Origin of the sequence: Shewanella sp. SM95 (assembly GCF_025653595.1) — a bacterium.
GTDB lineage: Bacteria > Pseudomonadota > Gammaproteobacteria > Enterobacterales > Shewanellaceae > Shewanella > Shewanella oncorhynchi.
In genome coordinates this window covers 101,489-123,749 of the sequence record NZ_JAKKSE010000006.1, presented here as the reverse complement: position 1 = coordinate 123,749, position 22,261 = coordinate 101,489, and the positions used below count along the sequence as shown (strand labels likewise).

Annotated in this window: 21 protein-coding genes; 11 read left to right on the top strand and 10 right to left on the bottom strand. The window is 45.8% G+C overall.

Annotated features, from left to right (window positions below; translation table 11 throughout):
• Positions 1-135: 135 nt before the first annotated feature.
• Both L5M29_RS09490 and L5M29_RS09485 read left to right on the top strand, forming a co-directional pair.
• Complete coding sequence (locus tag L5M29_RS09490) at positions 136-1,074, top strand: ABC transporter ATP-binding protein (RefSeq protein WP_263167568.1); 939 nt, start codon at positions 136-138, stop codon at positions 1,072-1,074.
• Positions 1,071-1,841, top strand: a complete 771-nt coding sequence (locus L5M29_RS09485) for an ABC transporter permease (RefSeq protein ID WP_006080287.1) — start codon at positions 1,071-1,073, stop codon at positions 1,839-1,841. The genes L5M29_RS09490 and L5M29_RS09485 overlap by 4 nt, the downstream gene beginning before the upstream one ends.
• Before the next feature lie 181 nt (positions 1,842-2,022).
• Here L5M29_RS09485 and asnC read toward each other — a convergent pair whose 3' ends face one another.
• Both asnC and rluA read right to left on the bottom strand, forming a co-directional pair.
• The gene (asnC, locus tag L5M29_RS09480; RefSeq protein ID WP_006080290.1) at positions 2,023-2,484 is read right to left on the bottom strand and encodes a transcriptional regulator AsnC; all 462 of its coding nucleotides are present in this window, start codon (positions 2,482-2,484) and stop codon (positions 2,023-2,025) included.
• Between the two features lie 95 nt (positions 2,485-2,579).
• Positions 2,580-3,257 carry a bifunctional tRNA pseudouridine(32) synthase/23S rRNA pseudouridine(746) synthase RluA gene (rluA, locus tag L5M29_RS09475; protein ID WP_263167566.1) on the bottom strand — a complete coding sequence of 226 codons (678 nt, stop codon included), beginning with the start codon at positions 3,255-3,257 and terminating at the stop codon, positions 2,580-2,582.
• A 203-nt stretch (positions 3,258-3,460) separates the two neighbouring features.
• Here rluA and L5M29_RS09470 point away from each other — a divergent pair, with 203 nt between their 5' ends.
• On the top strand, positions 3,461-5,377 hold the full coding sequence (locus L5M29_RS09470) for a peptidase U32 family protein (protein WP_113939781.1): 1,917 nt from the start codon (positions 3,461-3,463) through the stop codon (positions 5,375-5,377).
• A gap of 200 nt (positions 5,378-5,577) precedes the next feature.
• The gene (locus L5M29_RS09465) at positions 5,578-5,952 is read left to right on the top strand and encodes a PH domain-containing protein (RefSeq protein ID WP_105250128.1); all 375 of its coding nucleotides are present in this window, start codon (positions 5,578-5,580) and stop codon (positions 5,950-5,952) included.
• Between the two features lie 143 nt (positions 5,953-6,095).
• Here L5M29_RS09465 and L5M29_RS09460 read toward each other — a convergent pair whose 3' ends face one another.
• Positions 6,096-8,492, bottom strand: coding sequence for a toxin-antitoxin system YwqK family antitoxin (locus tag L5M29_RS09460; RefSeq protein ID WP_263167564.1), 2,397 nt, complete (start codon positions 8,490-8,492; stop codon positions 6,096-6,098).
• 180 nt (positions 8,493-8,672) lie between these two features.
• Here L5M29_RS09460 and L5M29_RS09455 point away from each other — a divergent pair, with 180 nt between their 5' ends.
• The gene (locus L5M29_RS09455) at positions 8,673-8,801 is read left to right on the top strand and encodes a cupin (protein WP_173246664.1); all 129 of its coding nucleotides are present in this window, start codon (positions 8,673-8,675) and stop codon (positions 8,799-8,801) included.
• A gap of 207 nt (positions 8,802-9,008) precedes the next feature.
• Positions 9,009-9,251, top strand: a complete 243-nt coding sequence (locus L5M29_RS09450; protein WP_306685425.1) for a cupin domain-containing protein — start codon at positions 9,009-9,011, stop codon at positions 9,249-9,251.
• Between the two features lie 19 nt (positions 9,252-9,270).
• Here L5M29_RS09450 and L5M29_RS09445 read toward each other — a convergent pair whose 3' ends face one another.
• From L5M29_RS09445 to L5M29_RS09430, 4 genes are all read right to left on the bottom strand, one after another.
• The gene (locus L5M29_RS09445; protein ID WP_173497297.1) at positions 9,271-10,443 is read right to left on the bottom strand and encodes an AAA family ATPase; all 1,173 of its coding nucleotides are present in this window, start codon (positions 10,441-10,443) and stop codon (positions 9,271-9,273) included.
• An 83-nt stretch (positions 10,444-10,526) separates the two neighbouring features.
• The gene (locus L5M29_RS09440; RefSeq protein WP_263167563.1) at positions 10,527-11,693 is read right to left on the bottom strand and encodes a dipeptidase; all 1,167 of its coding nucleotides are present in this window, start codon (positions 11,691-11,693) and stop codon (positions 10,527-10,529) included.
• Between the two features lie 187 nt (positions 11,694-11,880).
• Entirely contained in the window at positions 11,881-12,327 is a 447-nt protein-coding gene (locus L5M29_RS09435; protein ID WP_263167562.1) for a SufE family protein, read from the bottom strand.
• Positions 12,328-12,408: 81 nt separating this feature from the next.
• Positions 12,409-13,746: an aminotransferase class V-fold PLP-dependent enzyme gene (locus L5M29_RS09430; protein WP_263167561.1), complete on the bottom strand. Its 1,338-nt coding sequence runs from the start codon at positions 13,744-13,746 to the stop codon at positions 12,409-12,411.
• A gap of 346 nt (positions 13,747-14,092) precedes the next feature.
• Between L5M29_RS09430 and L5M29_RS09425 the strand changes: the two genes are divergently transcribed.
• The 5 genes from L5M29_RS09425 (at position 14,093) to L5M29_RS09405 (ending at position 19,307) form a co-directional block, all read left to right on the top strand.
• A complete protein-coding gene (locus L5M29_RS09425) occupies positions 14,093-15,793 on the top strand; it encodes a methyl-accepting chemotaxis protein (RefSeq protein ID WP_263167559.1) in 1,701 nt (566 codons plus the stop codon).
• Between the two features lie 280 nt (positions 15,794-16,073).
• Positions 16,074-16,913 (top strand): MipA/OmpV family protein, encoded by an 840-nt coding sequence (locus L5M29_RS09420; protein ID WP_317633247.1) that lies wholly within the window; start codon positions 16,074-16,076, stop codon positions 16,911-16,913.
• A gap of 9 nt (positions 16,914-16,922) precedes the next feature.
• A complete protein-coding gene (locus L5M29_RS09415; protein ID WP_263167555.1) occupies positions 16,923-17,312 on the top strand; it encodes a DUF3019 domain-containing protein in 390 nt (129 codons plus the stop codon).
• Position 17,313: 1 nt separating this feature from the next.
• A complete protein-coding gene (locus L5M29_RS09410; RefSeq protein WP_105250123.1) occupies positions 17,314-18,018 on the top strand; it encodes a response regulator transcription factor in 705 nt (234 codons plus the stop codon).
• Positions 18,015-19,307, top strand: a complete 1,293-nt coding sequence (locus tag L5M29_RS09405; RefSeq protein WP_263167509.1) for an ATP-binding protein — start codon at positions 18,015-18,017, stop codon at positions 19,305-19,307. The genes L5M29_RS09410 and L5M29_RS09405 overlap by 4 nt, the downstream gene beginning before the upstream one ends.
• A 260-nt stretch (positions 19,308-19,567) precedes the next feature.
• Here L5M29_RS09405 and L5M29_RS09400 read toward each other — a convergent pair whose 3' ends face one another.
• The 3 genes from L5M29_RS09400 to L5M29_RS09390 all read right to left on the bottom strand — a co-directional run bounded on the left by L5M29_RS09400 (position 19,568) and on the right by L5M29_RS09390 (position 22,215).
• Entirely contained in the window at positions 19,568-20,026 is a 459-nt protein-coding gene (locus tag L5M29_RS09400; protein ID WP_028761861.1) for a CC0125/CC1285 family lipoprotein, read from the bottom strand.
• Positions 20,027-20,047: 21 nt separating this feature from the next.
• Positions 20,048-20,821 (bottom strand): outer membrane protein OmpV, encoded by a 774-nt coding sequence (gene ompV / locus L5M29_RS09395; RefSeq protein ID WP_168824821.1) that lies wholly within the window; start codon positions 20,819-20,821, stop codon positions 20,048-20,050.
• Positions 20,822-21,174: 353 nt separating this feature from the next.
• Positions 21,175-22,215, bottom strand: a complete 1,041-nt coding sequence (locus tag L5M29_RS09390; protein ID WP_105250120.1) for an NADP(H)-dependent aldo-keto reductase — start codon at positions 22,213-22,215, stop codon at positions 21,175-21,177.
• Positions 22,216-22,261: the final 46 nt, after the last annotated feature.

Genomic DNA, 22,261 nt, shown 5'->3' with positions numbered 1-22,261 from the left:
ATTAATGATTGAATCATTAAATTTTTCTTTTCAATCAATTAGCTAATTTTTTGCTTTAGTTCTGCAATCCATCATTGTAATTGTGTTTTTTAGCACCATCTTATTACTTTCTAATGTGTAAGGAACGGTACAAATATGGCGAATATTACCCATGCTCTGGTACTCGAAGGGCTTAAAAAAACCTATAAAGGCGGCGTAGAAGCGGTCAAAGGCATCAGCCTTACCGTCAATCAAGGGGATTTTTTTGCCTTGCTCGGCCCCAATGGTGCGGGTAAATCCACCACGATTGGTATTATTAGCTCCTTAGTGCAGAAGAGTTCAGGTACGGTCAAAGTCTTTGATTATGATATTGATAAGCAGTTAGAACACGCCAAGCTCTGCATTGGTTTAGTACCACAAGAGTTTAACTTCAACCAGTTTGAAACCGTGCTGCAAATTGTGGTGAATCAAGCGGGTTACTATGGTGTGCCAAAACCGGTTGCCCTTGAGCGTGCCAAAAAATATTTAAGCCAACTGGATCTGTGGGAAAAGCGCAATAGCCCTTCGCGGGAATTATCCGGTGGCATGAAGCGACGGTTAATGATTGCTCGCGCCCTGATGCACGAACCTAAGTTATTGATTTTAGATGAACCTACCGCAGGTGTGGATATTGAACTGCGCCGCTCTATGTGGGAGTTTCTTAAACAAATAAACCAGCAGGGCGTGACGATCATCCTGACCACTCATTACCTTGAAGAAGCGGAAATGCTTTGCCGTAATATCGGCATTATCGATAAAGGTATTTTAGTGGAATGCACTAGCATGAAGGCGTTGCTGAGTAAGCTGAATATGGAGACGTTTATTCTCGATCTGCGTCACGATACAGCAACAGCACCAGTACTCGATGGTATGACTTGTCGCTTAACCGACTCTCATACCTTAGAGGTGGATGTAGCGAAAGAGCATAATCTTAACGATGTCTTTAGCCAATTGAGCGCAGCCAATATTGAAGTGCTATCGATGCGTAACAAGTCTAATCGGTTAGAAGAACTCTTCGTCGAACTCGTGAAGAAAACTCAGGGAGCCTCAGCATGAATCAGCTCTACTTTATTGCCTTTAAAAGTATTTTAAGTAAAGAGATCAATCGTTTTACGCGAATTTGGATCCAGACCTTAGTCCCGCCAGCGATTACCATGACCTTGTATTTTTTGATTTTTGGTAACTTAGTCGGCAGCCGGATTGGAGAAATGGGCGGCGTATCTTATATGGAGTTTATCGCCCCTGGTTTGATCATGATGTCGGTGATCACTAACTCTTACTCGAATGTTGCTAGCTCATTTTACAGTGCCAAGTTTCAACGTAATTTAGAAGAGTTGATGGTGGCACCTGTGCCCCATTATGTGCTGATTGCTGGCTACGTAGGCGGCGGCGTGGCGCGCGGTTTGTGTGTTGGCCTGATAGTGACATTAGTGGCCATGTTCTTTGTTGATATTAGCTTGCATCATGCCGGTTTAGTGGTAATGACAGTGTTTTTAACCTCAGTGTTATTCTCACTGGGTGGGTTAATCAACGCTGTTTTTGCAAAGAGTTTTGATGATATCAGTATCATCCCGACCTTTGTGCTCACCCCATTAACTTACCTTGGCGGGGTATTTTATTCCCTGTCACTCTTGCCCCCATTTTGGCAAGGCGTGTCGGCACTCAACCCTGTGGTCTATATGATCAACGTGTTCCGCTATGGCTTTTTAGGCTTCGCCGATATCAGCGTGCCATTATCCATCGCCATTATGATCGGTTTCTGTGTCGCCCTGTGGACCTTAGCGTATTACTTAGTCTCGCGCGGAATAGGCCTGCGTTCTTAAACATATTTCTTTAGAGCGTAATAGAAAAAGGGAGCCATTAAGGCTCCTTGTTTATGTCCGAGGACTTAATAGTGCATATGCTGAGGTAGTAATAGGATATTTTTAGTTGTTGCTGAGGAAAATGAATCAATTCAGTATTGGAATATCTTTTCTGTTATTAGTCTTAAGGGGGATTTCCTGTTTAAGGCTTAACCGCTCTGACGATTGGGTTTTGTAGGCTGATTAAGGTTTCTGTCGACTGGATTTCATCGATAGATTGAATGCGATTGATGAGTACGTGCTGTAAACCATCGATGGATTGGCACATTACCTTTACGAAAATACTGTAGTTGCCTGTGGTGTAATAGGCTTCGACGACTTCTTCGAGAGCGTTGAGTTTGGCGATAGCGGCGGGGTAATCGCCAGCGCTTTTAAGGTTGATACCGATAAAACAGCAAACGTCATAGCCTAGGGCTTTAGGGTTTACCGTGATTTGCGCACCTGTAATGATCCCCGCTTGCTTCATTTTTTCTACCCGAACATGGATAGTGCCGGCGCTAACGCTAAAGCGTTTAGCGAGTTCGGCAAAGGGGGTGCGGGCATCCTGCATTAGGGCTTCGAGGATATGATTATCGAGTTGATCGCGCTGAAATGCGGTATCCATAAATAAACTCTCTATAACGTAGTGAATTGTCATAAAGTTACGTTTTTTTATGGGGAATTGCTACCGATTTTGCCCGTATTATTTGATTTTAGTGATCATTGTTCACCCAAAGGCTCACAAAAAGGGACTTTTGCGCTAAAAGTCATACTGACACCCGAGTAGGGATGTTTGATGGTGAGCTCTGCTGCATGTAGTAATAGTCGAGGCGCTAAGGATTTTGCCAGTGAGTCGGCATAAAAACCATCGCCTAAAATCGGATGTCCTAGCGCCATCATATGCACCCGTAATTGGTGTGAGCGGCCTGTGATTGGCATCAGTTTAACCAGCGTTGAGCGTTTGGCGCGGCTCATTACTTGGTAGTGAGTCAAAGACGGTTTGCCAACAAGATGATCGACTTTCTGTTTAGGGCGATTTGGCCAGTCGCAGATCAGTGGATAATCAACGCTGCCAGTGTCATTTTTGACATGGCCTGCAACCCTTGCATAATAGGTCTTGCTGGTTTCTCTATCGTGGAACTGACGTTTTAATTCCCGCTCGGCGCTACGAATAAGGGCGACAACTATCACACCTGAGGTTGCCATATCGAGGCGATGGACGATTTGACAATGGGGATGCTCTGCTTTTACCCGGGCATAGACACTGTCATAATGGGCGGGGTCGCGACCGGGCACAGACAACAATCCTGAAGGTTTGTTGATGACGATAATGTCTTTATCTTGATAAAGAATATCGAGCCAAGGAGTGGTCGGTGGTTGGTAAATAAAATCAGTCATAAATAGTGCCTATTCGTCAATGCGGGGCAAAGATACTCTGCTAGGCTTGAGGGCGCAAGTGTGAGGCCAAAAGATCGGCTGTGCCATTATCCTTGCTGACAAAAGTAAAGCGGATTAGTTGATGATTTGCTGATAGAGCTGTATTTGAGTTTTTGTTATACTCCCGTCCTTTTCGTTAATGATCATTTTGAGTCTGTGAAGCCATGAGCCAGCCAGAGATATACACTCCCGAGAATCTTTCTCACGTCCATAACCGTCTTGAGTTATTGGCGCCTGCAAAAAATGCTGACTACGGTATCGAAGCCATACGCCATGGTGCCGATGCGGTATATATAGGTGGTCCTGCATTTGGTGCGCGGGCAACGGCGGGTAACAGTGTTGAAGATATCGCGCGCCTGTGCACTTATGCTCACCAATACCATGCTCAGGTATTTGTCGCCCTCAATACCATTTTGATGGATAACGAACTGGCCGACGCCGAAAAACTTATTTGGCAATTGTACGAAGCGGGAGCTGACGCGCTGATTGTGCAGGACATGGGCGTATTACAGCTCAATTTGCCGCCGATTGCCCTGCATGCCAGTACCCAAATGGATAACCGCAGTCCAGAAAAAGTGGCGTTTTTAGAGCAAGTTGGTTTTTCTCAGGTGGTGCTCGCCCGTGAATTGGGCTTAAGCCAAATCCGTGATGTCGCCGCGCATACTAATATGCAGCTCGAATTCTTTATCCACGGTGCTTTGTGTGTGGCTTACAGTGGCTTATGTAATTTGAGCCACTCCTTTAGTAACCGCAGTGCTAACCGCGGTGAATGCTCGCAAATGTGCCGTCTGCCGGGTAATCTTAAAACCCGTCAAGGGGATGTATTAGCGCAGAATGAACACTTATTGTCTTTAAAAGATAACAACCAAACTGAAAACCTTGAGGCGCTCATCGATGCGGGCATTCGCTCGTTTAAGATTGAAGGTCGCTTAAAAGATTTAAGTTACGTTAAAAACGTCACCGCGCATTATCGCCAAAAGCTGGATGCGATTATGGCGCGTCGCCCTGAGTTTAAGGCTTCGTCCCACGGCCGCTGCGAACATAGTTTTACCCCTGATCCTGAAAAGACCTTTAACCGTGGCAGTACAGATTACTTTGTTAACGAACGTAGCCAAGGAATTAAAGATTTTCGCTCGCCCAAATACATAGGCGAAGAAGTCGGTAAAGTGGTTAGCATAGGTAAAGACTTTATCCAAGTGAGCTCGACCCATGAGTTTAATAACGGCGATGGCTTAGCGTTTTTCCCCGCGAATTTTGCCATGGCAAAACAATCCGATGACAAGCTGCAAGGCCTGCGGGTTAACCGTGCCGAAGGTTTAAAACTGCATATATTGCAGGTGCCAAAGGATTTAAAGGTCGGCATGACTTTATATCGTAACCATAACCAAGCCTTCGAAGCCCTGCTATCGAAAGAATCTTCTAAACGGATTATCGGCGTCGATTTACGGTTGAGTGACACCCAAGATGGACTGGCGCTGACCTTGACGGATATCTATGGCCTAACCGCCACAGTCAATTTAACAGTCGAGAAGACACCTGCGACAGATGTCGATAAGACCTTACAAAATACTCGCACTCAGCTGGGTAAGCTCGGCAGTACCGACTTTGTTGCCCGTAGCATTAGTATCGATACGGCCCAAGCTTGGTTCTTGCCTGCATCTGTGCTCAATGGTCTGCGCCGTGATGGTGTGGCCGCTCTAGAGGCTGCTCGTGTGCAAGGCTATGTGCGTCCACTGCCGTGGAAGCATAATCAAGATGCAGTCTATCCCGTCAAGCATTTGAGTTACTTAGGTAATGTTGCCAACGAAAAGGCCAAGGATTTTTATCAACGCCATGGCGTGATTGAAATCCAAGATACCTATGAGAAAAATGGCGTTACCGAAGATGTGCCATTGATGATCACTAAGCATTGCCTACGCTTTAACTTCAATCTGTGTCCGAAAGAAGTGCCAGGGATCAAGGCAGATCCTATGGTGCTTGAAATCGGCAATGATGTGCTCAAGTTGGTATTCGACTGCCCTAAATGCGAAATGATGGTGGTCGGTGAAAACCGTCAAGTGCGAGGCCAGAAGCACCTTTAATATTTGTCATTAGGAGCATTGCCCGAGTGCAATGCTCCTAGCACCTATTCAGCTACATCCACGCACCTACACCAGCCTACCTCTCATTGATGTTGCTCTCACCAGCGTCACTCTCATATTTTCATCAAAGCCCTATATTGCACATGCGGTAATGAGCAGATATCTTATTGAAAATAATATCAATAATAAGGGATGTTAAAATGGGATTGTTAGACGGTTTACTCGGTAATGCTGCTGAGGTTGATTTACAGGAATTAGCCGAGGAATTAAGGCCTATCATGGGCATTCAAGAAGAATTAAAACTCGCCTACAAAGTGATCCGTGATTTGTTTATTTTCACCAATAAACGCCTGATCTTAATTGATAAGCAGGGACTTACAGGCAAGAAGGTTACTTACCATTCAATACCTTATAAATCTATTACCCATTTTGAAGTGGAAACGACAGGGCATTTTGATATGGATGCAGAGCTTAAAATTTGGATCTCAGGCCAGAGTGAACCTTTAGTCAAAGAACTCAAGCGTGGCACGGATGTCGTGGGTATTCAAAAGACTATTGCCACTTTTGCACTTTAGTCTTAGTACTGCGACTTAGATTCATTTAGTGCTATCAAGCTTGGAATTGTTATCGCAAGCTGACGGTTAATGTGAGTAAGGTAAGCCAAGTTTTATCTGGGCTTACCTATCCTCGCTATCGAGTGTGATTCAAATCTGCTTGATTAATTTAACACTATCCTACTTGTGCTAGTGGAGTGCTCTATCGGTTCGCCCGCCATAGTATAGGTTTCGGAAAGCTTGAGTTTGCCTTGCTCATCGTATTGATTGTGGATGCCGACCCAGAATTGCTCCTGTCCTTGAATTTGTAAATTACCTTCTTCTGCAATCTGGCGATTGGGATGATAGCGTTTCATTGCATAAAGCTTGCTTTCATCATCAAATTTTAAGTGATAAGCCAATATGGGTTCTTCGGTGTGAGTGGCGACATCTGCTATTGTTTTATCTTCTCGCTGTTTTGTCGCGGTATTGCCATTGGGTGCGTGATACTTCTGACGAGATAAATATGCGTTATTTCTACTATTGCTAGCATGATGTTCGCTGTCATCCGTACGGTTATTTGGTCCGTTACTTTGCCCATCAGCATCGTCTTCATCATAGTCATAACTAGGATTTTCTGGGCTATCCCATTCAGGTTCTTCATCTTCCTGAGTTGCTATATTTTCATGAAAATCAAAGTAGTGACGGCTTTCTATCAGTTGGCCTTGTTCATCTAGCCAGGCTTCGCGGTACACTTTTCCTTGGGGCGTAAAACGTTGCCAATGGCCGATATCGAGGTAACGACCATTAGTAATTTGGATTGTGCCAGTTTCTAAAATTAAACCTTGAGGGGATAAGGATTTAGAGCTAAATAAATCCCCTTGCGTACGGGTGAGTAACCAGCGAATGGCGCCATCTTCATAGTATTCGATGCGAGTATCGGCGATACCTTCTTGATAGTATTCCCTTTGATTATTATCAAGATTATAGCCGCAGCGGGTATTCGAGTGACTCTGATAGGATTCGAGGATCCCTTTGTTATTATAAAAGCTGGACTCTTTGAGGTAGCCTTGGCCATCACGAACTTCATATTCAGAAATTGTACGTATCGTGCCATCTTCATAAAACCAGCGAGCAGTGCCATCACGGTTGCCCTGTGTGTGCGGTAAGTACATCTGAATTTGCTGGTTTTCGTGGTATTCAATAAAAGGGGCTACCGAGAGGTTATTTTTATATTGGCCTTCGGCCGAAAGCACGCCACTTTTATAATAGCTTTTAAACAGACCTTCCCTGAATCCCTTTTCAAGATAGATCTCAAGGGCGAGTTGACCATTGTCATGATACCAAAGGGCCATGCCTTGTTCTTTGCCATCCTCAAAATAGATTTTTTCTTCAAGTTGACCATTGGGATGCCATTTTACATGTTCGCCATGTAATTGGCCTTCGGTATTGAAGGGTTCACGCCATGCAGGCTTACCTGAGTCGTAAAACTCTTCAATGACTTTGCCCGTCACATCGTTAAACACTTTTTGTTTAATCGCTCCATTGGGATGATACCAAACGGCTTCATATTCATAGCCTTGGTTGTAATATCTTTCAGCTTCTAGTGAACCATCAGGGTAATATTGTTTTTCAATTCCGTGGATAACATCTTGCACTAAGGGCCGGATCAGCTGTATTTGTCCAGATTCATAGTAGCGAGTTAACGTATTGATATAATAGCCATTGCCATCTTGTTCGGCGGTTTCTTTAAGCTGACCATTGCCATAAAAGTATTGAATAAATTGACCTTGGGGATGGCGATCTTCTATTTGGTTGATCTTGCCATCATGGTCATACCACGTTTGTGTTCCAAGTTGCTGATCATTAATAAAGTTGCCTTCAAATAACAGGGTACCTAGGGCATTGAATTGGCGGGTCACGCCATTACGTTCGCCAAAATAGTTTGAATCGACGGCTTGGGTAAGCCCTGGGCTTTGGGTGATGATTCTAAGTATACCCGCACCATCTTCAGTATTGAGTTGGTGAAAAGTGCGGTGCAGTTGGCCTGTTAGGCTGGCGTAATCTTGAATATCGCCTTGCACTATATTGTCTGCATCTAGGGTAAAGTGGCTTATCAATAATGCATCGAGATTGTTAAGCTCAACTTGCCACAACGCCTTTATTTGGCAGTTCTTTTTGGGGGTGATACTGCACACTTTTACCTTGTCGAGCCAAAAGTGCTGCTCGGGGAAAGGGAATTGATTGCTGATTTCGAGGCGGTCGAATTCGGTATGGTGGAAGTCGCAGCATTCATTGGCGTTTTCCCAGCCTAAGAGTTCTATGACTTGGGGCGTATCGTAGTGATAGAGAGTTAAGCCGTGGTCGGCATTTTCTTCGCAAGAAGCTGCGTCTGCCTTTGTCGCATGAATTTTTAAGCTGAAATGACGCTGGAATAGCGGCGCAGCGACTGACGGCTCCTGCGTTAAATCTTGTTCTTGGCTGAGTGTTTGTGATTCAGTTTGAAGATGAATGTCTTTTGGAACGCGGCTAATTTGGTTTGAGGGAAATAACTTGGCTTTGAGTGCGCGAAACAACGACATTGGGGGAAATCTCCATATCCATATGTAAAACAATAAGCTTATCTGAGGGATACTCATGGTAACTGAGTATTTCTGTGCGCATATCATAGCGGTTTATGGATTCGTTTCTCAATGCTTGATTGCTCCAAATACCGTTTAATCAGAGTGGCACATTAATAAAAGCAGAGGAATAAAGACAAAATGCTTGATAACTTTTTTGCAAAATTACCCACAGATTTATCGGCGGAAACTTTTGAAAAACTGGCGGGCAATAACACTGTGACTATTGAGCGCATCGTTTCCAATGGGCAATATACCCAAGCTACCTGAAGATACGAGTTTCAGAGCGCTTAGGGTGCTTCAATTCAAGGCGCATCAATGACAGAATGTCGGCCACCTTCTGAATTGATGCAACACGGAAGTGGAGTGCCCTAAGCGCTCCGTCCCGGCGGGTTTTAACGCACTCTATGCCGTGTTGGCTATTTTTAACTTAGTCCACTAGGTCTGCAAATAGCCGCCTTGCCTAAAGTGCGTTAAATTCCCGCTGAATCCTGCATCTTCAGGTGGTTTGGGTATCTACCCGAAGCTCAATGGTACGATCAAACTCAACATGAATGGGTGATGCTGCTCAAAGGTGAGGCGACGCTTGAATTTGAACAAGGTGAACCCGTTACGCTAACTCCTGGTGATTACTTAACGATTCCGCCCCATCAAAAACATCGAGTCGCTTCGACTTCTATAAGTTCAGAAACCCTATGGCTTGCGGTATTTTACGATTGATTAAGGCTAAGGCTACAGGTTAACGATTCTGCCATAGCCAACTGGGTGTATTGAGTAAGTCTTGGCCTTGGATCTGCGTTTGGCCTAAGGTTTTGTCTAAGGCCAAGGTATTGCAGTGTTCAAATTGGCTTAAGGCATTAATAAGCCGATTAGCATGGGAAACCACCCACAACTGGCACTCTTCCGATACCTTAGCGATTAAGCGTGCAAGCGCAGGTAATAAGTCGGGATGTAGGCTAGTTTCTGGCTCATTTAACACCATAAGCTCTGGCGGTCTTGGGGTGAGTAGGGCGGCGATTAACAGCAAATAGCGCAGGGTGCCATCCGACAATTCACTGGCATTGAGTGGCCTTAATAAACCATGCTGATGAAATGCGAGCACTAAAATGCCGCCCTCTTGAGGTTCAATGCGAACCTCAGCACCGGGAAACGCATCGCTGACCGCATGGTCAAAAGCCGTTTTATCACCTATCTCAAAAATGGTTTGAATTGCTGATGCAAGGTCGCGCCCATCGTGGTGCAATACTGGCGTGGCTGTACCTAATTGTGGACGACGGGCTGGCGCTTCTGCATCGGTTCTGAAGTGATCGTAAAAGCGCCATGCGCGGATACTATCGCGAAGTTTTAGCACTTCAGGGCTGCGCTCTGGATCGGCAAGTTCGGTAAAAATACTATCGCCGCTTTGCAGGTGTGCGCCTAAGGTTATCCAGCCTTGTCCGTCAGCACTGCGACTCTTTACCATAGGACCACGGCGCTCAACCAATACAGTTGAGGGTCGATACTTAGGTCCGTTCCAAATGGCTTCGCGCTTGATTTGTGGATCTAAGCCAAACAGCGTGGTGGCGTCGGGTTTAGGTAAACCGAGTTCAATAAGATAGCTAAAGTCCTCGCCAGCAAAGCCGAGCTTTAAGCGTTTTGGCGCTTGCCTGACGGTGGCTTCAATGGCGGTGTCGCCCGCTAGCATACTTTTGGTGGGGTTTTCTGGTCCCGCCCAAAAGCTGGAGTCGAGTCCGCCTTCTTGGGCTAAAGCATTGACAACGCCGCCTTGCGCCGTTTGTGCGAGTAAACGTAGTGCCTTGTATAGATTCGATTTACCACTGCCATTCGCCCCAGTGATCAAATTGAGTTGCCCTAGGGGTAAGACGATTTCACGCAGAGAGCGATAATTGAAAATAGCAAGTGTGGTCAGCATAGAATATCCAAGACTGAAACAAGCTGATAAGCCAGTAAATTTTTCGACAACGTAAATCAAATAGGGCGATAAAACAATGGCATTTACAGTAGCACTTTGTTGAGCACTCTTTGCCAGTTACCACCCATAAAACGGTCGCGATCAGTAGATTTAAAGCGCGCCTTGGCTAAGGCATCGTCGATACGGCTCATGCGATCGATATGATTCAGCTCGGGGATCACTACGTGTCTGGGCTCTGCATCAAAACCTAGCACGCCTTTCGCCCTCAGGCTGTACCACCATTCTTGATATTCTTTAATGCCTTTGGCGTTGTCATTACCCAGTGCCAGTAGGTTTTCTTGGCCACGGAGCGGGAAGTCATTAGCGATTGCCACGCAGTCCACTCCACCAACACGCATAACGTATTCCAGTTGGCGAATATAATCATCAATCGTGGGCACGGCATTATTGGTAAGCCAGAAACTCATCATAAATACGCCGAATACGCCGCCGCTATCGCCGATGGCGCGGATCACTTCATCGGGGGAACAACGGGCATGGTTTACTATACCGCGCGCTGCACCGTGACTCTGCACTATGGGAGACTTCGTGATCTTAGCGACATCTAAAGCGGTTTGGGCGCTGGAGTGACTCACATCGACCAAGATATTGGCATGATTGAGTTTGGCGATAAGTTCGCGTCCATGGGCGGTGAGCGGCTTGTTGAGTCCGCCATTGGCATCACTGTCTAAGGCGCCGCCGGCGAAGGTGTTGCCATAGTGGTGGGTGAGCTGTAATACGCGCAGCCCTTGTTGATGGAATTCATCCACCTGTGCCCACTGATTAGCTTCACTGTCTTCTTCGACACAATCTGCGCCTTGGATTTGAAAGAATACCGCAGTGCGTTGGCTATCGCGGGCACGTTGAATATCGCGCCCCCTCAGGCCTTGCAGTAAAATATCTGGATGATCGCTCACCCGTTTAGCGGCCTGCTTAATGCTTTCCATGCAGGCTTTATAAGTGCGTTTGTAGTTTTGAGTGCCATCGGCTTGTTCTATGGTCTCAATCGCCGAAATATCGCATATATAAGCATCGAGTTTAGAGGCTGTTACATCACTTAAGTCATCGGGAAGGAAGGATAAACCATCGACATATATCCGCCTTGGTTTGGCGGCAAAGCTTGGCATACTGGCGAGTGGACTTAATAGTGTTGCTGCGCCAAGACCTTTAAGAAGAGTACGACGGTGGTGATTGACTGCCTTGATGGGCATGCTCGGTTCCTATCAATAACGCAAATGTAACTTCTTTATACCTTTTTAGGGCGTAGAAGTCTTTGATTAAATCCCTTTTTTGGCCTTTATCCCCGAGCTGGAGTTGTGATGATTTGTTATTGCCAAGCGGTTTCAATTATCGCTTGTAGCAGTAAATGAAAACCCTTGGCCTGTGGCTATCGTGAAGCTATAGAGTGGCTTCAAGCATGGCTTTTGCGAGTGAATTAAGGCCGTTGGTGCGTGATGGGCTGAGCTGACCTTCTAGGCCCAATTGTTTGAAGTAAGCTGTAGGATCAAATGCTTGGATCTCCGCGCGACTTTTGCCATGGCAGGCGCCAAGCAATAAGCCGATCAATCCCTTAACGATGCGGGCATCGCTATCGGCTAAATAATAGTGTTTGCCAGCCTGTTCGAGGTGATAAATCCACGCATCACTTTCACAGCCTTTTACTTGAGCGGCTTCGACGCGAAGTTCTGGGCTTAAACTCGGTAAGTCTTTCCCTAGCAAAATAATTTGGCGATATCTTTCCTGCCAGTTAGGTGCCTTGGTAAAACTTGCCAGCAAGGTCTCGGCATCTTGCACTGAATAGTGAAAATCGGCCTCGCTTGGCATAGGCATAGTCGAATCTGTCATAGGGCTAAATCCTGTCTCACTTATTTGAGCGTAACTTGTCTTGAGCGCATGAGTCGCGTGGTTCAGTCGTTAAATACTGGATCACAGCAGCAAGTCTTTTACCGAGGCCAACGCAGCAATAAAGCGGTCGATGTCGTCTTTATTGGTGTAGATACCGATAGAGGCGCGGCAACAGCCCTTAAGATTCAGACTCTGCATTAATGGCATGGCGCAGTGATGGCCGCAGCGTACGGCAATCCCTTGTTGGTCCAGCAAAATGCCCACATCTTGATGATGTTCATCGGCAAGATTAAAGGCGACGACGCCGATATTGTCATCAAAAGCGCCGTATAAATGCATTTCACCGAGCGCGCGCAATTGGCTTTGTAAATAGTTAATTAATTCAGTTTCATAAGCTTGAATCTGCGGTGTGAGCTCGGTTTGTAAAAATGTAATGGCCGCGCCCAAACCTATGACTTCGGCAATTGGCGGCGTGCCCGCTTCTAAGCGATTCGGCAGGCTGCCAAATTCTGTCGCCTCAAAACTCACGCGTTTAATCATCTCGCCGCCAGTTAATAGTGGCGCGAGATTATCTAAAGCGTCGAAACGGCCGTAAAGCACACCAACACCAGTGGGACCATACATTTTATGCCCCGAGAAGACGTAAAAATCACAATCGATTTCAGTCACATCCAGCGTTAAATGCGCCACTGCCTGCGCACCATCAACTAAGGTGATAGCACCTTGTTTTTTAGCTAACTGCACTAGCTGAGCCACGGGATTGACTGTACCTAGTGCGTTGGAAACATGACATAGGGCGACGATTTTAGGCTTTAACTCGAGCAAGGTTTTATAGGCGATAATATCTAAGCGGCAATCCTGACAGAGCGGGATTGGTTTAATGATTGCCCCTGTGCGTTTCGCCAGTTCCTGCCAAGGCACGATATTGGCGTGGTGAGCGGCGGCGTCGATTAATATCACATCGCCAGCGCTTAATTGGGCAGTCAGTCCAAAGGCGACTAAGTTGATTGATTCTGTGGTGCCGTGGGTAAAAATGATTTCTTCGCGGCGTTTTGCCTTCAAAAATTGCTGCAACTGATCGCGCACTTTCTCATAGCTTAAGGTCGAACGCGCCGATAACTGATGTGCAGCACGGTGTACATTCGCATTTTCATTAGCGTAAAACTGCGCCATGGCATCTAACACCATTTGCGGCTTTTGGCTGGTGGCTGCTGTGTCGAGATAACATAGGGGATAACCATCAAGCATTTGATTTAACGCTGGGAATTGTGACCTAATTTTAGCATTGCGCTGCTCTGCTTCTAATGAACAAAGAACCGCTGTGGCATCAGGAGAGGCACTTGCCGAAGGATGTGAGGTAACAGTATTCGTCGCTGTGTTAGTCACAGTATTTGGCGTAGGTGATGCAGGTTGAGTCATGGGCGAGGCTAAGGGCAATGAAAAAGGCCATGGGATCTTCTGTGATCTGCCATGTGAATGCAAGTCTTAGCGGTTTGTTGAGGTGTTGTTATCGGACAGTGGTATTGAATGCCTAATTTCACTAAGGTCTGTTCAAACTGTTGCCTAATAGATATTTCGCACGCCTTAAACGGTTTTAGACTCTAACGCATCATTGAGCTTAGCTATGATGCGATTTTTCTAATGTTTAAGTTTTTCTTTTAAATTCAGCTAATACTTTACGCTTAATTCATCCACCTAAAGTTAAAACTCCGACTATTCTAAATTGGACGTCCTTCGTTGTCAGTGTTTGCTGGAGAGTAGTTTTATGGTGAAGCTTTTAAAAGACTTACGGATTAAACATAAGATGATCGCCCTCGTTGGGGTGATGTTAGTGCTGATCTTGATTTTGTCTGGATTTAGTTTGTTGAAGATGCAGCGTGTATCGGAGGAAATTCAAGCCATTGCAGAAGAGAATCTTCCGTTAGTGAGATTATCAACTGACGTCACCATTAAGCAGCTTGAAAGCTCTGTCATTTTAGAAAAAGCGTTTCGTGCCGCGGACATTGAAACCGCATCGAGCCAGCAAATTTTAGTGGCTTTTATTGCGGATGTTATCAAGCACAATGAAGACATTAGCAAGGAGTTACTCTCGACTCAGTCTATGCTCAATGAGGCATTAAAAGAGGCTGAAAATCCGCAATTACATGAAAAAACTCAGCAGTTAAATCAAGAGATTGGCACTATTATTCAACGTTTTGGTAATTATGAAGCCCTGCTTGCCACTGTGATTACTGGAATACAGCAAAAAGAAGAACCTGCAGCCTTGGCTAAGCGGGTTGAATCTTTAGAGATTGCGCAAAACGAATTTAATACTGAGCTGAGGCAATTCGTTGAGCGTTTAGAGCAAATGACCCAAACTGCGGTTTCTGTGACTGAGGAAGAAGAACTCAGGGCGATTTATGGCTTAACGATTATTTCGATAGTGTCTTTAGTCATAGGATTATTGATTGGCATCGCTTGCAGTCAATACATGGTCAAATCTATCAATCGGTTACGTAATTCTGCCGCCATGATGGAAAAGGGCAACTTTAACCAGGAGTTACGTGTCGATTCCAAGGATGAATTAGGCGAACTTACCGTCAGTATGAATCAAATGGCGTGGACCTTAAGTAAAACTGTTGGCCAAGTGATTGCTCGAAGTGAAGAAATTGCCTCTATGGTGACTGAGCTTAATGCGGTGGCCGAGAATAATCGTGAGGCTATGTTGAGGCAGCAGGATAACACAGACCAAGTCGCCGCCTCTATGACCCAAATGGCAGCAACGATCACTGAAGTGGCGAGTAGTGCAGAAACCGCTTCGTATTCAGCGGGACAAGCTGAGCATAAAGTGAAAGAAAGTTGTGAGGTTGTCGATGCGAGCGAAAAAATATCGAAGCAGTTGGTTGCCAGCGCCCAGTATTCGAATCAACTTATTCAACAGGTTCAGGCGAGTACGGGGAAAATCCTCAACTTTGTTTCTGTGGTCGATGCGATAGCTGGGCAGACGAACTTATTAGCTTTGAATGCATCAATTGAAGCGGCGCGGGCGGGAGATCAAGGTCGTGGGTTTGCTGTGGTCGCCGAAGAAGTGCGGGCATTGGCAACGCGCAGTCAAACGGCCACGCAGGAGATCAGCGATCTTATCCAAACACTTGTGAAAGACGCCAAATCCTCAGTCGAATCCTTCGCCGATAACGATAAGCAAATCAGTGAGTCATCACTGCTCGTTAATCAAGCCAAGCAGCACTTATTTGAGATTTTAGATGCGTTGACTGAACTGACTCAGGCTAATACTCAAGTCGCGACCGCCAGTGAGGAGCAAGCCGTGACCGCCGAAGATATTAGTGAGCGCATTAATGCGATTCGTGATTCGGGTGAGTTGGTACTCAGCAGCGCTAACGAAACCGCGAAAGCCAGTGAGTCACTGTCTAAGCAGGCGAATTCATTGAGGGAAACGATGCAGCAGTTTAAGGTGCGAGTTGTTTAAATGTATTAGCCCATAATTCAGTGTGCCAACGACTGACAGCGGTTAACTTAACTGCGCCACTTCATCTTAGCTTGAGCCTCATTTGTGTCTTAACTCAATGTGAGGTGTGTGTATCCCCAAACAATTTGAAGATGCAGGATTCAAGTTGTTTGGGATATAGGTCTATCTTGTTATCCGACACACAATTGCCGTAAAAATGATACTGGTTGTGCAGTGACTTGCAACAAACTGTTGTAATATGTAGCGCTAAATAACGACTAAAAATGTGAATTAAATGGGCATGCGTATTCTTTGGCTTCTTGTGTTAACGCTGAGCATTCTTCCTCGAACTGCTGCTGCATCAGATATTGCGAGCAGTGTTACTGGAGGAGCTAATCGCCTTGCAGACGGCGGTGATTTTGAGCTGGGTATGAGTGTTTACGGGATTAATCAAGTCGATGTTCGGCAAACGGATTCTGGTTCTGCACAGTTGTCGCTGTTAGTCAGTGGCATGTACCAGTACAAAGGGCTGTTTGTTGAGATGATCCATCAATCTCAAGATGGCATTAATTTGGGATTTAATCTTTGGAGCTCAGAGGATTGGTCATTAGAACTGCTATTGGCTAACTTACAAGGTTCTTGGTCCCGTCCTGATGTGGATCCCAGTACGCTGGATGAAGCTGGCCGCAATGCTTATCTACTATCGGAAGATTCTCTCTATGTTGGTGCCGGTTTTCGTGCTACGCGTTATTGGGGCGATAACTATGTTTTTCAGTATAGGTTAGTATCTGATTATTATGATGATCAAGGTATTCAGAGTTCTGCCAGATTGGGTAAGTCCTGGCAGGTTCGTAATTGGAATTTTCACGTATTGGGGAGCGTAGGTTACTCATCTGCCACCTTGAATCGCTATCTTTTTGGTGTCAGTAAGGAAGAAGCCACTGAACGCTTTCCTGAGTATCGGCCGGATAGCTCTTTCAGTTACGGCATGGAGTTAGGGGTTGCCTATCCGCTGAGTGAAAATTTTGTCTTTCGGGCCATGTATCGCTTCAATGTGTTATCCCAAGAAGTGACCGACAGTCCCTTCAATCAAGCGAGTTATACATCGTATTTTAATGCTTCTCTTAGCTATGTGTTTTAGGAGGAGGGCATGAATCGATTTTATCAATTGTTAGCGGTAGTGATGCTGAGCGCGTCTTTTTTGGTTTGGAGTCAGGATGATGCCGTTATTTTTACCGCGACCCCAGAACGCTGCATTGCACTGCATAAAGGGCAAACTTGCTATCAAGATGTATTGTTCCGATGGCAGACACCCGCGAGCGGCGAGTACTGCCTCATACTGACAGACCGTCAGCACCAGTTAACCTGCTGGACTGGCAAAGCGTTGCAAGAATATCAATATAGTTTTGAAGGGGATAAAACGGCGACTTTTAGTCTTATCCGTAATGATGATGTGCAACCGCTCGCGCAAGTTAAAGTGGTCGTGACATGGGTTTATAAGGCCCCTAAACAGAGTCAGTCCGGTTGGAGGTTATTCTAATATGTCAGTTGCAAAGCATATCTTAGTCGTAGAGGACGATACCTCACTGGCTGAGTGGATCAGTGATTATTTACTGGATCACGGTTACGGAGTCACAGTGGCCAGCCAAGGTGATTTTGCCTTAGAGATGATAGCCGATGAGATGCCTGACTTAGTGCTACTCGACGTGATGATGCCCGTTAAGAATGGCTTCGATGTGTGTAAGGAGGCCAGGGCATTTTATACTGGGCCCATTTTATTTATGACGGCTTGCGTTGAGGACGGCGATGAAATCCGCGGGTTAGATGCCGGTGCTGATGATTACCTCACTAAGCCGATTCGACCACAGGTGCTGTTAGCGCGGATAAAGGCCTTGTTACGCCGAGTGAGTGATGAGGAGCAAAAGCAGCAATTAGTGTTTGATTCTTTAGTGTTAAATGCGACGGCAAAATCAGTCACTATTGATAAACAGCCGCTGGATTTGAATGCCAATGAGTTTGATGTCTTGTGGCTGCTGGCATTGAAGGCGGGCACGATAGTGAGTCGCAATGAATTGGTGGCCCAACTGCGGGGCATTGAATACGATGGCCTAGACCGCTCGGTGGATATTCGCATATCGCGCTTACGCAAGAAGTTGCAGGAAGCGTTGAGTCAGCCCTATAAAGTAAAAACCATTCGTGGCAAGGGATATTTGTTTTGCCGCGATGAGGCCGAGCAAGCTTTATGAAGAAGTTAATGACTTCTCTGGTGCTGGTCGTGCTGGTGGCCATTGCCAGCCTAGGCTGGTCGATAAGTGAGTTTGCAACACTTATTGATCCTGATAATGAAACGCCTAGCCCAGCAACTCACCTCGCGGCATTAAAACTGCTGGGCGGCTCACTGGCGCAAACGTTAGATAACGATCCCGCCCCAAATAATGCGTTTATAGACAACTGGAATCAGCGAAATGCAGATCAATTGTCTTTGGTGAATGAAGCGGATTTTGTCTTACCCTCAGCCCTAAAAACAGAGTTTTATTCAGGGGAATCATTACTGCTGGAGTCCGATGATGGCATCTCTTTGCACTATTTATTGCCTAAAACGGGTCAGGTGCTGAATATCAATACCCAGATAGTGACGCCCGCTGATGTGAGTTTTAACGCGAACAAGCTGTATACCATGCTTTTTTATGGCGGTGTGGTGGTGATTTTGTTGGTGTGGGTGTCTCCTTTAATCCGCCAACTGGTTAATCTCAGTAAGGTGACTCAAGCATTTGGTATGGGAGAATTACAGCAGCGAATTGTGGTCAGTAAAGCGTCCTACATAGGCACAATAGAAAGCGAATTCAACCGTATGGCAGATCGCATCCAGCAATTAATCGATGACAATAAATTGCTTAGTCGGGCAGTTTCCCATGATTTAAAAACTCCGATTGCGCGGCTGCGATTTGGTATTGCGGCGTTAGAAGAAACCCAAAGCGAACAACTTAGGGTGAAGTATTTCCAACGATTGAACCGCGATCTGGACACAATGGAAGACTTGGTGATGACACTGCTCAGCTATGCCCGCCTCGATGAGGCGAATATCCAACCTGATTGGCAACCTATTGAGCTTAATACTTGGTTGCTGGAAAAGTATCAAGGCCAAGTATACCCAGGGTTTTCAGTGGAACTCATCACCTGCCCAATACCGTTGAACATCAAGACAGATCCTAAGTACTTGTCAATGCAGGTGAATAACTTGCTCAGTAATGCGCAGCGTTTTGGCCGTGCCAATATCCGGCTGATGTTGGCATCGGAAGATGGGATTGCGTGGTTACACGTTGACGATGATGGCCCTGGCATAGATGAACAGGAATCTACTCAAGTGATTAAACCTTTTGTGCGTGGTCAGCATAGCCGCGGAAATTCCGGCCATGGCATGGGTCTGGCGATTGTCGATAGAATTGGTTGTTGGATGGGTTCGCCATTACGTATTGGCCGTGCTCCTGACTTGGGTGGGGCTCGCATGTCACTAAAATTCAAGGCTGAAGTTTAAAGTTGGGGTTTAATACGATTGGTGTAATGCGAGGTTTGAGTCGTTTTTGTCTGTTTCTTTAACATGAGCTGAAGCGAGCAATGCGGCTAAATCTGCGTCATCTAATCTGCTGTGTTGATTTAGAGACAGAGGCAGAATGACTCAACTTACTATACGAATGAGTGCTTAACGAATTGGTGCAAAACAGGGGGATTTATAAATAAAACGCACCAGCCTTGATACCTAACGAGAATCTAGACTGGTGCATTTTTGATGAGCAATTAACTTTTCACATTGACATTGTTAAGTATGTAATCTGTTTCATAGATGCGGGAACTCGCATTTTCTGGCTTGCTATGTAAACCTGTGACTTCGACCATGACAGAGGTTTCTTGATTCATCGTCGAACTCCCCCACAAGATATCCTTACTCGCGCTCGCTCCTACTCCAAACTGGCCAATTGCATCACGATCGGTTTGTTCGTGAGTAAAAGTGAAGTAGTTATAACCCGCTTGTTTGCATAACTCTGCTGACTTACGCATGACGTACTTTCGGGCCAATGCGCGGTCAGTGTTGGTATTGCCAACAAAGCTTATCTGCCAGCTATCGGGTGCAATCTGTGCGGTTTCAAATCCTTTACCGAAAGACCAAAATTGCTTTTCGGTATCGTAGGAAGTGGCACAAGCTGAAAGCATCAGAGCTAATCCAGCACATAAAAACGTTTTTCTGATAAGTGTCATGGTCTTGTCTCGTCAGGTTGTTTAGAAGCTATAGTTCACGCCAAGGGTAGTAACCCACTGGTTGTTACTGTCTATTAGCGGAGAGTCAGCCATGTTGGCACCTATGTGCGAGTAACCTGTGGCTTGAGTAATATCTAAATGCTTAGTGACTGGAATAACCAAAGCGTAGCCTAGCTTATAGGCAAAGGTGCCGTCGGCTTGATAAGCAGGGCGCTGCGCTGTAGCTTCAGATGACGTCACACCTGTGTAGTAGTTTGCGAAGTCTTTACTGAAGTAGTGCACACCCGCATAAGGCACCAGATCACCGAAGCCTACATTTATTGGATGGTAATAGGTGATATCAGCCTGAAAACCATCATAAATATTGGTGACATCGTGTTGGAATTTGGTCGATAGCGTGCCATTTCCTAAATGAATGTCGGCGTTTAAACCCAGATCGCCACTGAACTTGCGATCCTTCATGCCCGTTAAAATATCCGCATCATCGGCATCAAAGCCAGGATTGGCAACGGCAAAGATACTGAAATTAACGGCACTATCGTTCGTGCCTAAAAAGCGGTAGTTGATGCCGGACAGATCGGCGTTGAAGTCTTCACCGTGGTAGCCGCCATTGAGGTAGGCACCTGTCTGGTGATCTTGACCCTTATAAAACTGACTACCAGTAGCAACACCTGCGCCAGCAAAGAACTGATCTTGATGACTATAGATATTACCGTTACGAATGTAGGTATTGCTTTCAGCAAGAGCGTGGCTTGACATCAAAACACTTGTGATTACAAAGCAAAGTTTTTTCATTTTTTTATCCTTAAGACATCTGTCTAGTGACTGTGATGCCACTATATTTCACTTCTTAAAAGGACTCTGTATCCGAATGTAACCTAGACCATGTATTGCAGCCTTCTCGCATCGTCTGGCGCTGGTGAGCTCGTGGAGCTGAAGACGATGACCTCTTGCTAAGCCGGAGGGATAAGATAAACAAGACTAGGTAATAGGTAGCTTTTGATTGAATGGAGGAGAGAGCGCATTGATGAGGTGATATAAAGGTAAAAAGTTATGCCTATAAAGCTATTTTAAATCAATAGCATCAGGGATATTGACCCGATGCTATTGGTCAGTCATTCAAACAACTCGCCGACTAAGCCTAGGGGCTAAGGACAAGGTAATCTAAATTGATCGGACAGTTGGTTTAATCGCACTAATAGCTCTGGCGATAAGGTGACTTTTAAACTGTCGATGTTTTCTTTCAGTTGATATAAGTCGGTGGCGCCTATGATATTGGAGCCGACAAACTTACGTGAGTTAACAAAAGCTAACGCCATTTGTGCGGGCGTGAGTTTGAACTCGCGGGCCAAATCGACATAGGCTTTTGTCGCCTCCAGAGCCATTTGCGAACCTGTATAGCGGGCGAAACGCTTAAACAAGGTCAGGCGCGCGCCTTCAGGCCATTGGTCGTTGCAATATTTTCCCGTCAAGGCGCCAAAGGCCAGTGGCGAATAGGCCAGTAATGGCAAGTTTTCGCGGTGACTGATTTCGCTCATGCCGACTTCGAAACTGCGATTAAGCAAGTTATAGGGATTTTGCACACTCACAATACGCGGCAAGCCATGTTTTTCGGCGAGTTGCAGGTACTTCATCAAGCCCCAAGGCGTTTCGTTCGACACACCGATATAGCGCACTTTACCTTGGCGGATCACTTCGGCGAGCGCTTCTAGGGTCTCGAGGATCGGCGTTTGATGCTCATGCTCTTGTTGATCGTAAAACAGTTCACCAAAGAAATTGGTATTACGGTCAGGCCAATGGATTTGATAAAGGTCGATAGTGTCTATTTGGAGACGTGCTAAAGACGCATCGACCGCTTGGTGGATGTTGTTCCAGTCCAGCGCCATATTTTTGCGAATGTAATCACTTTTACCCCCCGGTGCGGCAATTTTAGTGGCGATCACTAAGTCGTCTCGGTTACCGCGGGCCTTAATATATTGCCCTAGGATACGCTCGGTTTCCCCTTGGGTTTCCGGCTTAGGTGGTACGGGATACATTTCCGCCGTATCGATAAAGTTGATGCCATTGCCTATGGCGTAGTCCAGCTGTGCAAACGCTTCGGCTTGGGTATTTTGTTCGCCCCAAGTCATAGTGCCCAAACAAATTTTACTGACCTCAAGATTAGAATGCGGTATGCGTCTGTATTCCATCTATTTCTCCTACGGAAACTCTCTTAGTTTGAGGCTACCAAGCTTT

What these genes read in the sequence shown, in the direction of transcription:
- L5M29_RS09490 (WP_263167568.1), top strand. Translation starts at nt 136, where the DNA reads ATGGCGAATATTACCCATGCTCTGGTACTCGAAGGGCTTAAAAAAACC.
- L5M29_RS09485 (WP_006080287.1), top strand. Translation starts at nt 1,071, where the DNA reads ATGAATCAGCTCTACTTTATTGCCTTTAAAAGTATTTTAAGTAAAGAG.
- asnC (WP_006080290.1), bottom strand. Translation starts at nt 2,484, where the DNA reads ATGGATACCGCATTTCAGCGCGATCAACTCGATAATCATATCCTCGAA.
- rluA (WP_263167566.1), bottom strand. Translation starts at nt 3,257, where the DNA reads ATGACTGATTTTATTTACCAACCACCGACCACTCCTTGGCTCGATATT.
- L5M29_RS09470 (WP_113939781.1), top strand. Translation starts at nt 3,461, where the DNA reads ATGAGCCAGCCAGAGATATACACTCCCGAGAATCTTTCTCACGTCCAT.
- L5M29_RS09465 (WP_105250128.1), top strand. Translation starts at nt 5,578, where the DNA reads ATGGGATTGTTAGACGGTTTACTCGGTAATGCTGCTGAGGTTGATTTA.
- L5M29_RS09460 (WP_263167564.1), bottom strand. Translation starts at nt 8,492, where the DNA reads ATGTCGTTGTTTCGCGCACTCAAAGCCAAGTTATTTCCCTCAAACCAA.
- L5M29_RS09455 (WP_173246664.1), top strand. Translation starts at nt 8,673, where the DNA reads ATGCTTGATAACTTTTTTGCAAAATTACCCACAGATTTATCGGCGGAA.
- L5M29_RS09445 (WP_173497297.1), bottom strand. Translation starts at nt 10,443, where the DNA reads ATGCTGACCACACTTGCTATTTTCAATTATCGCTCTCTGCGTGAAATC.
- L5M29_RS09440 (WP_263167563.1), bottom strand. Translation starts at nt 11,693, where the DNA reads ATGCCCATCAAGGCAGTCAATCACCACCGTCGTACTCTTCTTAAAGGT.
- L5M29_RS09435 (WP_263167562.1), bottom strand. Translation starts at nt 12,327, where the DNA reads ATGACAGATTCGACTATGCCTATGCCAAGCGAGGCCGATTTTCACTAT.
- L5M29_RS09430 (WP_263167561.1), bottom strand. Translation starts at nt 13,746, where the DNA reads ATGACTCAACCTGCATCACCTACGCCAAATACTGTGACTAACACAGCG.
- L5M29_RS09425 (WP_263167559.1), top strand. Translation starts at nt 14,093, where the DNA reads ATGGTGAAGCTTTTAAAAGACTTACGGATTAAACATAAGATGATCGCC.
- L5M29_RS09420 (WP_317633247.1), top strand. Translation starts at nt 16,074, where the DNA reads ATGCGTATTCTTTGGCTTCTTGTGTTAACGCTGAGCATTCTTCCTCGA.
- L5M29_RS09415 (WP_263167555.1), top strand. Translation starts at nt 16,923, where the DNA reads ATGAATCGATTTTATCAATTGTTAGCGGTAGTGATGCTGAGCGCGTCT.
- L5M29_RS09410 (WP_105250123.1), top strand. Translation starts at nt 17,314, where the DNA reads ATGTCAGTTGCAAAGCATATCTTAGTCGTAGAGGACGATACCTCACTG.
- L5M29_RS09405 (WP_263167509.1), top strand. Translation starts at nt 18,015, where the DNA reads ATGAAGAAGTTAATGACTTCTCTGGTGCTGGTCGTGCTGGTGGCCATT.
- L5M29_RS09400 (WP_028761861.1), bottom strand. Translation starts at nt 20,026, where the DNA reads ATGACACTTATCAGAAAAACGTTTTTATGTGCTGGATTAGCTCTGATG.
- ompV (WP_168824821.1), bottom strand. Translation starts at nt 20,821, where the DNA reads ATGAAAAAACTTTGCTTTGTAATCACAAGTGTTTTGATGTCAAGCCAC.
- L5M29_RS09390 (WP_105250120.1), bottom strand. Translation starts at nt 22,215, where the DNA reads ATGGAATACAGACGCATACCGCATTCTAATCTTGAGGTCAGTAAAATT.